General features: G+C 71.9%; 12 protein-coding genes. 2 read left to right on the top strand and 10 right to left on the bottom strand.

The genetic code is table 11. The features are described 5' to 3' along the window. Positions 1 to 323: 323 nt before the first annotated feature. Positions 324 to 1,331: a stage II sporulation protein M gene (locus ACZ67M_RS29275; RefSeq protein WP_361368058.1), complete on the bottom strand. Its 1,008-nt coding sequence runs from the start codon at positions 1,329 to 1,331 to the stop codon at positions 324 to 326. 126 nt (positions 1,332 to 1,457) lie between these two features. Here ACZ67M_RS29275 and ACZ67M_RS29280 point away from each other — a divergent pair, with 126 nt between their 5' ends. Further along, a complete protein-coding gene (locus ACZ67M_RS29280) occupies positions 1,458 to 2,393 on the top strand; it encodes an RDD family protein (protein ID WP_467321717.1) in 936 nt (311 codons plus the stop codon). Positions 2,394 to 2,408: 15 nt separating this feature from the next. Here ACZ67M_RS29280 and ACZ67M_RS29285 read toward each other — a convergent pair whose 3' ends face one another. The 9 genes from ACZ67M_RS29285 to ACZ67M_RS29325 all read right to left on the bottom strand — a co-directional run bounded on the left by ACZ67M_RS29285 (position 2,409) and on the right by ACZ67M_RS29325 (position 12,356). Next, positions 2,409 to 3,023 (bottom strand): hypothetical protein, encoded by a 615-nt coding sequence (locus tag ACZ67M_RS29285; RefSeq protein ID WP_469853596.1) that lies wholly within the window; start codon positions 3,021 to 3,023, stop codon positions 2,409 to 2,411. Between the two features lie 106 nt (positions 3,024 to 3,129). Beyond that, positions 3,130 to 4,587 carry an adenosylhomocysteinase gene (gene ahcY / locus ACZ67M_RS29290; protein ID WP_361368066.1) on the bottom strand — a complete coding sequence of 486 codons (1,458 nt, stop codon included), beginning with the start codon at positions 4,585 to 4,587 and terminating at the stop codon, positions 3,130 to 3,132. 290 nt (positions 4,588 to 4,877) lie between these two features. Then, complete coding sequence (locus ACZ67M_RS29295; RefSeq protein ID WP_361368069.1) at positions 4,878 to 5,858, bottom strand: cation diffusion facilitator family transporter; 981 nt, start codon at positions 5,856 to 5,858, stop codon at positions 4,878 to 4,880. A gap of 154 nt (positions 5,859 to 6,012) precedes the next feature. Further along, the gene (gene manA / locus ACZ67M_RS29300; protein ID WP_469853597.1) at positions 6,013 to 7,164 is read right to left on the bottom strand and encodes a mannose-6-phosphate isomerase, class I; all 1,152 of its coding nucleotides are present in this window, start codon (positions 7,162 to 7,164) and stop codon (positions 6,013 to 6,015) included. Positions 7,165 to 7,225: 61 nt separating this feature from the next. Further along, positions 7,226 to 8,353 carry an SIS domain-containing protein gene (locus ACZ67M_RS29305; protein ID WP_361368075.1) on the bottom strand — a complete coding sequence of 376 codons (1,128 nt, stop codon included), beginning with the start codon at positions 8,351 to 8,353 and terminating at the stop codon, positions 7,226 to 7,228. Positions 8,354 to 8,438: 85 nt separating this feature from the next. Beyond that, complete coding sequence (locus ACZ67M_RS29310; protein WP_020940431.1) at positions 8,439 to 8,609, bottom strand: Trm112 family protein; 171 nt, start codon at positions 8,607 to 8,609, stop codon at positions 8,439 to 8,441. Positions 8,610 to 8,736: 127 nt separating this feature from the next. Continuing rightward, positions 8,737 to 10,101, bottom strand: coding sequence for a phosphomannomutase/phosphoglucomutase (locus ACZ67M_RS29315; RefSeq protein ID WP_467321723.1), 1,365 nt, complete (start codon positions 10,099 to 10,101; stop codon positions 8,737 to 8,739). Positions 10,102 to 10,179: 78 nt separating this feature from the next. Further along, the gene (locus tag ACZ67M_RS29320; RefSeq protein ID WP_382805510.1) at positions 10,180 to 11,796 is read right to left on the bottom strand and encodes an L-lactate permease; all 1,617 of its coding nucleotides are present in this window, start codon (positions 11,794 to 11,796) and stop codon (positions 10,180 to 10,182) included. Positions 11,797 to 11,933: 137 nt separating this feature from the next. Next, the gene (locus tag ACZ67M_RS29325) at positions 11,934 to 12,356 is read right to left on the bottom strand and encodes a DUF3499 domain-containing protein (RefSeq protein ID WP_114533823.1); all 423 of its coding nucleotides are present in this window, start codon (positions 12,354 to 12,356) and stop codon (positions 11,934 to 11,936) included. Positions 12,357 to 12,650: 294 nt separating this feature from the next. On the opposite strand from ACZ67M_RS29325, the gene ACZ67M_RS29330 reads away from it, so the two are divergent. Further along, complete coding sequence (locus tag ACZ67M_RS29330) at positions 12,651 to 13,103, top strand: metallopeptidase family protein (protein ID WP_361368128.1); 453 nt, start codon at positions 12,651 to 12,653, stop codon at positions 13,101 to 13,103. The last annotated feature ends 6 nt before the right edge of the window (positions 13,104 to 13,109 follow it).

Genomic DNA, 13,109 nt, shown 5'->3' on the forward strand with positions numbered 1-13,109 from the left:
CTTGCGTTTCCGACTCTATCAGATCTTTCCGATCCGATTTCCTCGGTGCTTTCCAGGTTCTCGCTTTCGCGTTTCCCTTTCCGGCGGTTCCGACTTTATCAGAAGTTCCGGGGCGGTCTGACCGGCCGTTCGTTTCCGATTTGATCGGGAGAGTGCTTCGTCGAATTCGAGATTCGGGAGGAAGCAAGCAGATGTTCACTGTGACCCTCGGGGATGAACCCGTCTACAGGCAACTGTTCGAATCTACCTCCCCGCTCGCTCCGTGTCAACGGCTCTTGCGGGAACGAAGAGGACACTAGCAGTTCACCAAGGCTCCATGCACATCAGGCGGCCGTGGGCACCGTGGCGCTGCGCTCGGCCTCCTCCACGTCGCCCGTGTCGCCCTCGCGTACCGCACGACGGCCCAGGACATAGACGTAGGCGAGGAAGGCCAGTTCGGCGACGACGCCGATGGTGATGCGGGCCCAGGTGGGCAGGCCGGACGGAGTGACGAATCCTTCGATGGCGCCGGAGACGAAGAGGACCAGGGCGAGTCCGACGGCCATGCCGATGGCGGCTCGGCCCTCTTCCGCCAGGGCGATGCGCCGGCTGCGGGGTCCAGGGTCGATCAGGGTCCAGCCGAGACGTAGTCCGGTGCCCGCGGCCACGAAGACCGCGGTCAGTTCGAGCAGGCCGTGGGGCAGGACGAGGCCCAAGAAGGTGTCGAGGCGCCCGGCCGACGACATCAGACCGAATCCGACTCCCAGGTTCAGCATGTTCTGGAACAGGATCCAGATGACGGGCAGGCCCAGGAAGACGCCCAGGATCAGGCAGAGCGCGGCGGCCCACGCGTTGTTCGTCCAGACCTGTGCGGCGAAGGAGGCCGCGGGGTGGCTCGAGTAGTACGTCTCGTACTGACCGCCCGGGCGGGTCATCTCGCGCAGTTCGGCGGGCGCCGCGATGGTCGACTGAACTTCGGGGTGCGTGCCGATCCACCAGCCGAGCAGAGCCGCCACGGCCGTCGACAGGAGTGCGGTGGGGACCCACCAGTGCCGGGCCCGGTAGACGGCGGCCGGGAACTGCCGGGTGAGGAAGCGGGTGACGTCGCGCCAGGAGGCTCGGCGGGTGCCGGTCACAGCGCTGCGCGCGCGTGCCACCAATTGGCTCAGGCGTCCGGTCAGCTGGGGGTCGGGCGCGCTGGACTGGATCAGGGAGAGGTGAGTGGCCGTGCGCTGATAGAGGGCGACGAGTTCGTCGGTCTCGGTACCGGTGAGCCGGCGCCGACGCCGGAGCAGGGCGTCGAGGCGGTCCCACTCCGCGCGGTGGGCGGAGACGAAGACGTCGAGGTCCATCGGTGTGCCTGCTCCTCGGCTATCGTCAGCGGCTCGTCGTGGATCAGCTTGTCGTACCGCGGCGCGGTGCGTCCTCAGCTTGGCAGACTGGCGGGGACGGGGGGAGACGAGGGAAGGGCGGCGGGCGTGAGCGAGCTGGTGACGGGCGAGGCGGTGGCGCTGGAGCTCCGCCCCGCGAGGCTGCCCAGCAGGGCGTTGGCCGTGCTGCTCGACCTCGCGGTGGCCGTGGCCGTCTACGTGGCCGTCACCATCGCCCTGGTGGCCTCCACCGCCTCCTTGGACATGGCGGCGCAGACCGCGCTGTCGATCGCCGCGTTCGTACTCGTGCTGGTGGGTGTGCCGATCGCCGTCGAGACACTCAGTCACGGGCGGTCGCTCGGGAAGATGGCCTGCGGTCTGCGGGTCGTGCGGGACGACGGCGGGCCCATCCGGTTCCGGCACGCGCTCGTCCGGGGGCTCATCGGGGTGATCGAGATCCTGATGACGTTCGGGGTGGTCGCCTGTATCGCCTCGCTGGTGTCGGCGCGGGGGCGTCGGCTCGGGGACGTGTTCGCGGGCACGCTGGTCGTGCGGGAGCGGGTTCCGGTCGCGTCCGCGGGGTTCGTACCGCCGCCTCCGCCCTGGCTGGCCGGTCGTTTCTCGGAGCTCGACCTCTCCGCGGTACCCGATGAGCTGTGGCTCGCCGTCCGTCAGTACCTGTCGCGGATGGGGCAGCTCGACGCCCGCGTCGGCTGGGCCATGGCGGAACGGCTCGCCGCGGACGTGGCCGCTCGGACTGGCGCCCCGGTGCCGCGGGAGGTTCCGCCGCCCGCCTATCTCGCGGCCGTGTTGCAGGAACGGCAGGCGCGGGAGGCGCGGCGCGCGTTCGGGGGTGCGGCCTTGGGGGTGGATCCGGCGGCGACGGCATCGCCGCCGCCTCCCGTCACTCCTGTGGCTTCCCCTGTCATTCCCGCGGCTCCGGTCACGCCTGCCCCTCCCCCGCCGGATTCCTCGGCCACGCCTCCGGCTGCGCCGTCGGACGGGCGCCCCGGTTCCGGTACCGGGTTCGTGCCGCCCGCGTAGCGTCACCGCGTCACGTCACGGGAACGCGGACGGCGGTGACTCCAGGTCCTCCAGCTCGATTCCGGGGGCCGCGAGCACTACGTCGCCGGCGATGTGCACGGCATGCTGCTCACCGGTGTCCAGGGCTGTGACCTGGTACTCGTCCACGGTGAGGGGGCCGTTGTCAGTGGCGTGTGCTTCTCTCTTCAGCAAGGCCCAGGACTGGTCCACGGTGCGGGGGGCGAGGACCGGGTCGGTGAGGGCGACGAGGCGCAGGCGTGTGGCTGATCCGGAGGGGGTGAGGCGCAGGAGACGGGCGACGGCGACGAGGAAGGCCGGGGAGCTGCCGGTGAAGGCGTGGGCGCGCACATTGCCTTCGGTGGCGTGGACTCCGGTGGGGTCGGTACGGACCCAGGTGATGCCGTCGATGGCCGCGCCGCGTACCTGCCAGTCGGCGGCGTGGACTTCGAGGCGGATGGGGCGGCCGAGTTCGTCCAGGGCGAGGTCGACGGAGCCGTGGTGGTCTCCGGTGGGCGTGGTCAGCCGGGAGACGTAGCGCCAGCCGGAGGGTCCGGGGGCGCACTGGAAGTGTTCTTCCGCGAGGGGGGTGTGGTCATGCGGTTCGTGGAGCGAATAACGGCCGCGGGGCATGGTGGTCCTGGAGGGTGACGGGCTGCTGTTCCGGCCGCTGAGGCGCCAACGGGGCAGGCCCCCGGCACGGGGGTGCGGGGGCCTGTCTCGGAGGAGCCGTCAGGGCTCAGTAGCGGTAGTGGTCCGCCTTGTAGGGGCCCTCGACCTTGACGCCGATGTACTCGGCCTGCTCCGGGCGGAGCGTGGTCAGCTTGACGCCGAGGGAGTCGAGGTGGAGGCGGGCGACCTTCTCGTCCAGGTGCTTGGGCAGCACGTACACGTCGGTCGGGTACTCGTCGGGCTTGGTGAACAGCTCGATCTGGGCCAGCGTCTGGTCCGCGAACGAGTTGGACATGACGAACGACGGGTGGCCGGTCGCGTTGCCCAGGTTCAGCAGGCGGCCCTCGGAGAGGACGATGAGGACCCTGCCGTCGGGGAAGGTCCAGGTGTGGACCTGCGGCTTGACCTCGTCCTTGACGATGCCCGGGATCTGGGCGAGGCCGGCCATGTCGATCTCGTTGTCGAAGTGGCCGATGTTGCCCACGATGGCCTGGTGCTTCATCTTGGCCATGTCCGCGGCCATGATGATGTCCTTGTTGCCGGTCGTCGTGACGAAGATGTCGGCCTGGCCGACCACGTCGTCCAGCGTCGAGACCTGGTAGCCGTCCATCGCCGCCTGGAGGGCGCAGATCGGGTCGATCTCGGTGATGATCACTCGGGCGCCCTGGCCGCGCAGGGACTCCGCGCAGCCCTTGCCCACGTCGCCGTAGCCGCAGACGACGGCGGTCTTGCCGCCGATCAGGACGTCGGTGGCGCGGTTGATGCCGTCGATCAGGGAGTGGCGGCAGCCGTACTTGTTGTCGAACTTCGACTTCGTCACGGCGTCGTTGACGTTGATGGCCGGGAACAGCAGGGTGCCGTCGCGGTGCATCTCGTACAGGCGGTGGACGCCGGTCGTGGTCTCCTCGGTCACGCCGCGGATCTCGGACGCGAGCTGGGTCCACTTCTGCGGGCTCTCGCCCACCGTGCGGGTGAGGAGTTCGAGGATGACGCGGTGCTCGTCGGACTCGGCGGTGTCGGGCGAGGGGACCTTGCCGTCCTTCTCGTACTCGACGCCCTTGTGGACGAGGAGGGTGGCGTCACCGCCGTCGTCCAGGATCATGTTCGGGCCGCCGGTAGGGGTGTTCGGCCAGGTCAGCGCCTGCTCCGTGCACCACCAGTACTCGTCCAGGGTCTCGCCCTTCCAGGCGAAGACCGGGATGCCCTGGGGGTTGTCCGGCGTGCCGTTCGGGCCGACGGCGATGGCGGCGGCCGCGTGGTCCTGGGTGGAGAAGATGTTGCAGGAGGCCCAGCGGACATCGGCGCCGAGGGCGACGAGGGTCTCGATGAGCACGGCGGTCTGCACGGTCATGTGCAGGGAGCCGGTGACACGGGCGCCGGCGAGGGGCTGGGCCTCGGCGTACTCCTTGCGGATCGCCATCAGGCCCGGCATCTCGTGCTCGGCGAGGGTGATCTCCTTGCGGCCAAACGCGGCCAGGGAGAGGTCGGCGACCTTGAAGTCCTGTCGGTTGTCGACAGTCGTCATTACGGGCTGCTCCTCGGGTTGGGTCGAGGTGGGTACGGCTGACCTGCGCGGCGGCGGACACAGGGGTGTCCCGGAAGAGGACACAGGCATGCCCGCGTACGCGCAGCGCAGTCCGTCGGAGGCCCTCTCTCCCTCGGCCGGTCCGTCCTGGACCGCCCGACCGCCATCAGCAGCGACGTCTGGCTCCACCCCAAGCTACACCGCGGGCGCCCGCGGACCCCAGTCCGCCTCCGCACACTTCAGGACGTTCCGAGCGGGGATCGAGCGCGGCTCAGGGTGGGGGTCGGACCTCAGTGGGCGTCGGGAGGCGTCGCCGGGCCGCCGGGGGTGGCCTCGCGGTCCGGGCCCTTGGCGGCCTCGGACTCGCTGTAGATGTCGGGCTCCAGGTAGATGACGCGGGCGATCGGGACGGCGTCGCGGATGCGGGACTCGGCGGCGTCGATCGCGGAGGCGATCTCGGTGGCCGTGCCGTCGTGGCGTACGGCGATCTTGGCGGCGACGAGCAGCTCCTCGGGGCCGAGGTGCAGCGTGCGCATGTGGATGACGCCGGTGACCGTGTCACCCGCGACGATCGCGGCCTCGATCTGCTGGACGGCCTCGGGGCCGGCCGCCTCACCGAGCAGCAGGGACTTGGTCTCGACGGCCAGGACCAGCGCGATCAGGACGAGCAGCACGCCGATGCAGAGGGTGCCGATGCCGTCCCAGACGCCGTCGCCGGTGAGGAGGGCGAGGCCGACGCCGCCGAGGGCGAGGACCAGGCCGACGAGGGCGCCGAGGTCCTCGAGGAGGACGACCGGCAGCTCGGGGGCCTTGGCGTGGCGGACGAACTCCTTCCAGGACTTCTTCCCGCGCAGGGTGTTGGACTCCTTGATGGCGGTCCGGAAGGAGAAGGCCTCGGCGATGATCGCGAAGACCAGCACGCCGACCGGCCAGTACCAGTGCTCGATCTCGTGCGGGTGCTTGATCTTCTCGTAGCCCTCGTACAGGGCGAACATGCCACCGAGCGAGAAGAGCACGATGGAGACGAGGAAGGCGTAGATGTAGCGCTCGCGGCCGTAGCCGAAGGGGTGTTGGGGGGTGGCCTCGCGCTGGGCGCGCTTGCCGCCGAGAAGCAGGAGTCCCTGGTTGCCGGAGTCGGCGAGGGAGTGCACGGACTCGGCGAGCATCGACGACGATCCACTGAAGAGGAACGCCACGAATTTCGCTACCGCGATCGAGAGGTTGGCGAGCAGTGCCGCCACGATCGCCTTGGTTCCGCCTGACGCGCTCATGTGTCGCGTTGTCCCTTCGCCTTCGTCTGCGTCCGTACGCCGGTGGGGGCGCGGCCGGTGACCGGCTTTGCCCCTCCTTTGCGGTGCGCCATTGTTGCAGCCCGCGCGGGCCCCGACGTGCCGGATGCCCCTTCGTCCGCCCCTCAGACGTGCGTCAGACGAGCACGGTGGCGCGGAAGAGCGTGCCGGTTCCGGACACTTCGGCCTTTTCGCCCGCGGCGACGAACACCGACTGCCCCGGGGTGAGTTCGTGCTCGCCGGCCCGGACGGTGCCCGCCGTGCAGAGCAGGATCTGCGGGGTGGCCCGGGTGAGGTCGTGGGCGCCGGTGCCCTCGGGCAGGACGTGGCGGGAGAGCCGGAACTCGTCGATCGGGGTCTCGTAGACCTCTTCGCCGTCCGGGGACGCCTCCGGGCGCAGCACGCCGGGGTCGCCGGCCTCGAAGCGGACGATGCGCAGCAGTTCGGGGACGTCGACGTGCTTGGGCGTGAGGCCGCAGCGCAGGACGTTGTCGGAGTTGGCCATGATCTCGACGCCGAGGCCGTTCAGGTAGGCGTGCGGGATTCCGGCGCCGAGGTACAGGGCCTCGCCGGGCTGGAGCCTGACGTGGTTGAGGAGCATCGCGGCGAGGACGCCGGGGTCGCCCGGGTAGTGGTGGGCGATGTCGGCGTAGGGGGTGTAGGCGCCGCCGAGGCGGTCGCAGGCGGCCGCGACCTCGGTGACCGTGTGGGACATCTCCTCGGGGTCGGCCGTGAGGACGGCGGTGAGGACCTCGCGCAGGGCGGCGTCCTCGGGGTGTGCGCGCAGCAGGTCGACGTACGGCTTGAGGGAGGCGACGCCGAGGCCGTCGAGCAGGTCGGCGGTCTCGGCCGGCGGGCGGAAGCCGCACAGGCCCTCGAACTCGGTGAGGGCGCAGATCAGTTCGGGCTTGTGGTTGGCGTCCTTGTAGTTGCGGTGCGGGGCGTCCAGGGGGATGCCCCGGCGCTCCTCGTCCTCGTAACCGGCCCTGGCCTGGGCGAGGTCGGGGTGGACCTGGAGGGAGAGCGGGGCGCCGGCGGCGAGGAGTTTGAGGAGGAAGGGCAGCCGGGGGCCGAACTTCGCCACGGAGGCGGCGCCCAGTTCCTTCTCGGGGGCGGCGTCGACGACCTCGGCGAGGGTGCCCCGGCCGGTGCGGGAGGGGGCGCCGGGGTGGGCGCCCATCCACATCTCCGCCTGCGGTTCGCCGGTCGGCTCGGTCCCGAGCAGGGTCGGGATCGCGGTGGTGGAACCCCAGGCGTAGGGGCGGACGGTGTTGTCGAGGCGGTCCATGGGCTCTCTCTGCCGGTGCGTGTCCTGTGCGTGCGGTGCGTTCCCGATGGTGCGTACGGGATCAGGCGCCCGAGGCGAGCGCCAGGTAAACGGCGGCGAAATCCGTGATGGCGATCAGTTCGGCGAGGGTCTCCAGTTCGCCGCCCGCTTCGGGCTCCAGTTCGCTCATCGGCGTGTCGTGGCTGAGGGCCAGTTCACGGGCGTTGGGGGCGGCGGTGAGGCCACCGCTGGGGCGGTCGCGCAGGAGCACCACGCGTGCGTGCAGGGCGGGTGCCTCCTCGACGCGGTCGCGGAAGAAGTCGTCGGGGTCGGCGCCGGCGGCGAGGCGCCCGGCGAGCAGGGCGGTGTGCGCGGCGAGCGCCTCGGGCAGGTCGGCGACGACGGCCGGGGTGCCGGACAGTTCGGCGAGCGCGGCGGCGAAGCGGCGGCCGGCGGGACCGGCCGAGGTGCCCTCGGTCCAGATCACCGGGAGGGAGTCGGCCAGCTCGGCGGCCAGGGTCTTGGCGGGGTTGCTGTACGTCACGATGGCGGGCCCGCAGCGTTCGGCGATGCGGTCGAGGCGGTCGGCGATCTTCTCGACGGCCTCGGGCGGTGCGTCGAGCAGGGCGGTGCGGTCGAGGAGTACGAGCAGCGGTGTGAGCAGCGCCCACAGGACTCCGGGGGCGGCACCGGCCAGGGGTTCGTCCTGGTCGTAGGGGGCGGTCGCCATCGGGATGAACAGGCCGTGCGCGGCGTTCACCGACTCGCTGAGCGGGCAGCCGGCGGGGGCGACGGCGACGACCGTGCAGCCCCGGCGGTAGGCCTGTTCGGCGAGCAGGGAGAGGCCCGGCTCGGTGCCGTCGGGGGTGGCGATCAGGAGGAGGTCCACGGAGCCGGCCCAGCCGGGCAGTTCCCAGCGCAGGGCGCCCGCGGCGGGGGCGACGCCGGTGGGGGCGAGGCGGGTGACGGGGCTGCCGGCGCCGGCGAGGGTGCCGAGGAGGTCGGCGGCGTGGGTGGCGGCGGCGCCGGGCCCGGCGATCAGGACGGCGCGGGGGCGGCCGTCGGGCTTGAGGTTGCCGACTCCGGCCTCGGCGGCGTGCCGGGCGGCGGTGCGGACGCGGGCGCCTGCCTCGGCGGCGCCGCGCAGCAGTCCGCGGTGGTCGGCCTCGGTGAGGCGCTCCGGGGTGTCGAGGAGCGATTCGTCGAGCATGGCGGCAGGTCTCCGATCGCCGGGGCGTTCGTTCGGTTGCGCGGGGTCGCCGAGTGGCCGGGGTGCCGGGTCGCTTCGCCGTCGGTCAGGCGGGGCGGCGGGCCTCGTCGACGAGGAGGACGGGGATGCCGTCGCGCACCGGGTAGGCCAGGCCGCAGTCCTGGCCGGTGCAGATCAGTTCCGCGTCCTGCTCCTTGAGGGGGGCGTGGCAGGCGGGGCAGGCGAGGATCTCCAGGAGGCCGGCTTCGAGCGGCATGGGGGTTCCCTTCGGGGGCGGTTCGTCTTGTGCGGATGTGCTGGTCAGGGTACCGCCGGTGGGGGCGTGGTGGAGGGGCGCGGCCCCTCTTGCGGCCCCGCCGGGGGGTTCCGCCCCCTGGCCCCCCTCACCCCCTGATGATCGCCAGCGCCGCGTCCCGCACCTTGGTCATCGTGGCCTCGTCGCGGGCCTCCGCGTTCAGGCGGAGCAGGGGCTCGGTGTTGGAGGGGCGGACGTTGAACCACCAGTCGGCCGACGTGACGGTGAGGCCGTCGAGGTCGTCCAGGGTGATGTCGTCGCGGCCCTCGTACGCGGCCCTGATCGCGGCGAGGCGGTCCGCCTGGTCGGCGACGGTGGAGTTGATCTCGCCGGAGCCGGCGTAGCGGTCGTACTCGGCGACGAGGGCGGACAGCGGGCCCTGCTGGCCGCCGAGGGCGGCCAGGACGTGGAGGGCGGCCAGCATGCCCGTGTCGGCGTTCCAGAAGTCGCGGAAGTAGTAGTGCGCGGAGTGCTCGCCGCCGAAGATGGCGCCGGTGCGGGCCATCTCGGCCTTGATGAAGGAGTGGCCCACGCGCGTGCGTACGGGTGTGCCGCCGTGCTCCTCGACGACCTCCGGGACGGACCAGGAGGTGATCAGGTTGTGGATGACCATGCCCCGGCCGCCGTTGCGGGCGAGTTCGCGGGCGGCCACCAGGGCGGTGACCGCGGACGGGGAGACCGGGTTGCCGTCCTGGTCGACGACGAAGCAGCGGTCGGCGTCGCCGTCGAAGGCGAGGCCGAGGTCGGCGCCCTCCTCGCGGACGCGCTTCTGGAGGTCGACGAGGTTGGCCGGGTCGAGCGGGTTGGCCTCGTGGTTGGGGAAGGTGCCGTCCAGTTCGAAGTACATCGGCACGAGGTCGAGGGGCAGCCCGGCGAAGACCGAGGGCACGGTGTGGCCGCCCATGCCGTTGCCCGCGTCGACGACGACCTTCAGGGGGCGGATGGTGGTGAGGTCGACGAGGGAGCGCAGGTGGGCGGCGTAGTCGGCGAGGGTGTCGCGCCGGGTGACGGTGCCCGGCCGGGACGCCGGTTCCGGGGCGCCGGTGTCGCTCCAGCGCTCCACGAGGGCGCGGATCTCGGCGAGGCCGGTGTCCTGGCCGACGGGTGCGGCGCCCGCGCGGCAGAGCTTGATGCCGTTGTACCGGGCCGGATTGTGCGAGGCGGTGAACATGGCGCCCGGCAGGTCCAGCGCGCCGGAGGCGTAGTACAGCTGGTCGGTGGAGCACAGGCCGATCTCGGTCACGTCGGCGCCCCGGGCCGCGGCCCCGCGCGCGAAGGCACCGGACAGGCCGGGCGACGAGGGCCGCATGTCGTGCCCGACGACGACGGCGCCCGCTCCGGTCAGCTCGACGAAGGCCGCGCCGAACAGCTCGGCCAGCGACTCGTCCCACTGGTCGGGTACGACACCGCGCACGTCGTACGCCTTCACGATCTGCGACAGATCAGCAGCCACGGCCAGCCTTCCTGGAGGTGCTCTGGGTCCCCCAAAGTACCCGCACCCGCCGCCCGGCCGTCGCGCGGTTCCCGAAGGTCAGGGCAGCATCCAGCCCAGGACGACGGTGGACTGGCCGACCACGATCAGGCACATCACCAGCAGCAGGCCGAGGCTCCAGGGCAGCACCTTGCGCAGCAGGTCGCCCTCGCGGCCCGCGAGTCCGACGGCGGCGCAGGCGATGGTGAGGTTCTGCGGGGAGATCATCTTGCCGAGGACACCGCCTGAGCTGTTGGCGGCGGCGAGCAGTTCGGGAGAGAGTCCGGACTCCCGCGCGGCGGTCACCTGGAGGGCGCCGAAGAGCGCGTTGGCCGAGGTGTCGGAGCCGGAGACGGCCACGCCGAACCAGCCGAGGACCGGGGAGAGGAAGGCGAGCCCGGCCCCCGCCGCGGCGACGAAGTGGCCGATGGTGGCGGCCTGTCCGGAGAGGTTCATGACGTAGGCGAGGGCCAGCACCGAGGTGACGGTGAGGATCGCGAACCGCAGTTCGTGGACGGTCGCGAGCCACTCCTTGACCGCCACGCGCGCGTGCACACCGAGGACGACCGCCGTGACCAGCCCGGCGAACAGGACGAGCGTGCCGCCGGTGGAGACGATCGGCCAGGAGAAGACGTTGCCGCCCACCGGGTTGCCCTCGGGGTCGGCCACGTCCAGGAACGGCCAGTCGTAGGTCTGGGTCGCCCGGGCCAGCCAGTCCTTGACCGCCGGGATCTGCGCGACGGAGAAGACGGCGACGATCAGGGCGTAGGGGGCGTAGGCGCGCAGCACCTCCCGGCGGGAGTCGTCCTCGTCCAGCTCCTCGCTGCGGGCGCCGGTCAGGACGGCCGCCCGGACGGGTTCGGCGGCGGGCCTGCGAGAGTGCGGTACGGCGACCAGGGCGCCGGCCCCGACCAGGGCGGCGACGATGTCGGCGAGCTGGACGGAGAGGTAGTTGGAGGCGACGAACTGGGCGACGGCGAAGGCGACTCCGCAGGCCATCGCGGGGATCCAGGTCTCGCGCAGTCCGCGCCGCCCGTCCACCAGGCCGACCAGCAGCAGCGGGACGATCAGGGCGAGCAGCGGGGTCTGGCGGCCGACGACGGAGGCGACGTCGTCCAGGGGCAGCCCGGTGACCTGGGCCAGCGTCACCACGGGGGTGCCCATCGCGCCGAAGGCGACCGGCGCGGTGTTGGCGACCAGCGACACGACCGCCGCGCGGACCGGGTCGAAGCCGAGCGCGACGAGCATGACCGAGCAGATCGCGACGGGCGCCCCGAAGCCGGCCAGGGCCTCCAGCAGGGCGCCGAAGCAGAAGGCGACGACGAGGGCCTGGATGCGGGGGTCGTCGGACAGCCGCCCGAAGGAGCGGCGCAGGATGTCGAAGTGCCGGGTGCGGACGGTCATCCGGTAGACCCACAGGGCGTTCACGACGATCCACAGGATGGGGAAGAGGCCGAAAACCGCCCCCTGGACGGCGCTGGAGGCCGTCTGGTCCAGCGGCATGCCGTACGCCAGCCACGCCACCAGTACGGCCGCCAGGAGACCGGTGAGGCCCGCCAGGTGCGCCTTCATGCGGACGCCGCCCAGCAGGACGAGGACGATCACCAGGGGCAGGGCCGCCACCAGGGCGGACAGGCCGAGCGAACCGGCGACGGGTTCCAGTTCCTGCACGTACACGGGCGCCTCCCCGGATTCCGCAATGCGAAAGCGTTTTCTCGCGGCTTCCGGAATGGTCGTGTCCGCGACAAGGCGACGTCAATGGGTGTGCAGCAACGGATGTGACGGGAGATGCCGGGACGGGCGAACGTCCCTGCTCAGTTGTCCGGCGAGCGCAGCACGCGGAGATGGCCGCGGCGCGCGACCTCCATCGGGTCGGCCGTGCGTCCGCCGCCGCCGGCCTCGGCCGCCCGCTCCTGGGGACGGGCCGCCTCGCGCACCGCGTTGGCAAGCGCTTCCAGGTCGTCGCCGCTGGGGCGGGCCGGGGCCGACCCGTCGAGCAGGCGGACGACCTCCCAGCCGCGCGGGGCGGTGAGGCGCTCGGAGTGCTCGGCGCACAGGTCGTAGCAGTGGGGTTCGGCGTAGGTGGCGAGCGGGCCGAGGACCGCGGTCGAGTCGGCGTAGACGTACGTCAGCGTCGCGACGGCGGGACGGCCGCAGGCGGTGCGCGAACAGCGACGTACAGGGCTCACGATGTTGGACGGTACCGCACTCTTGAGCGGGCCGCGACGACTCTCCACCAGGTCACACCCCCGTGTCGTGGCGTGAAACGCCCTACGAGCCCCTCGGAACGCACCCCGGTGACCTGCGCGGACGCCGGTTTCCGGGCGGCGGGACCGCCTGGGAAGCGGTCACGACCTGATACAAACAGTGACATTTGCCTTGAGTTCCACGGTCGGGGAGAGATGCAGAATCGAGCCCAACCTTGGCTGGAATGGTCATTCGGCGACAAGCCGCGTCTCGGGCCCCGGCACTGTCCGGTCCGCGTGTGCGGCCGGACGCTCGACCTCGGCGGGGACTACCCTTCACCAGTGATGGACAACCCCGTGACGCCCCGTGATGCCGGTCGCCCAGGGCCCCGCCGTCGTGATCGCCACGGCCGGGGCATGCGCGGTCCGGTGGCGCCCCCGCAGGTGCCGCTCGCCGCGAGCCGCGGCGAGGTGTTCGCGGACCTGGTGCAGGACTCCGTGGAGCGCCTGGAGCGGCGGTGGCCGCAACTCGCCGACATCGATTTCCTCGTCCTCGACGTGCCCCGGCTGGACGGGCCCGGGGAGATGTGGAACGACGAGGCGGTCCCGCTCGGCGGCACGGTGCCCTCGCGTGAGGGCCGGCGGGGGCGGGTGGTCGTGTACCGGCGGCCGGTGGAGATCCGGAGCAAGGGCCGGGACGAACGGGCGGCCCTGGTGCACGAGGTCGTCGTGGAACAGGTCGCCGAGCTGCTGGGGCTGACGCCCGAGACGGTGGATCCGCGGTACGGGGAGGACTGAGGGCGC

The organism is Streptomyces sp. NPDC107500 (genome assembly GCF_055582785.1).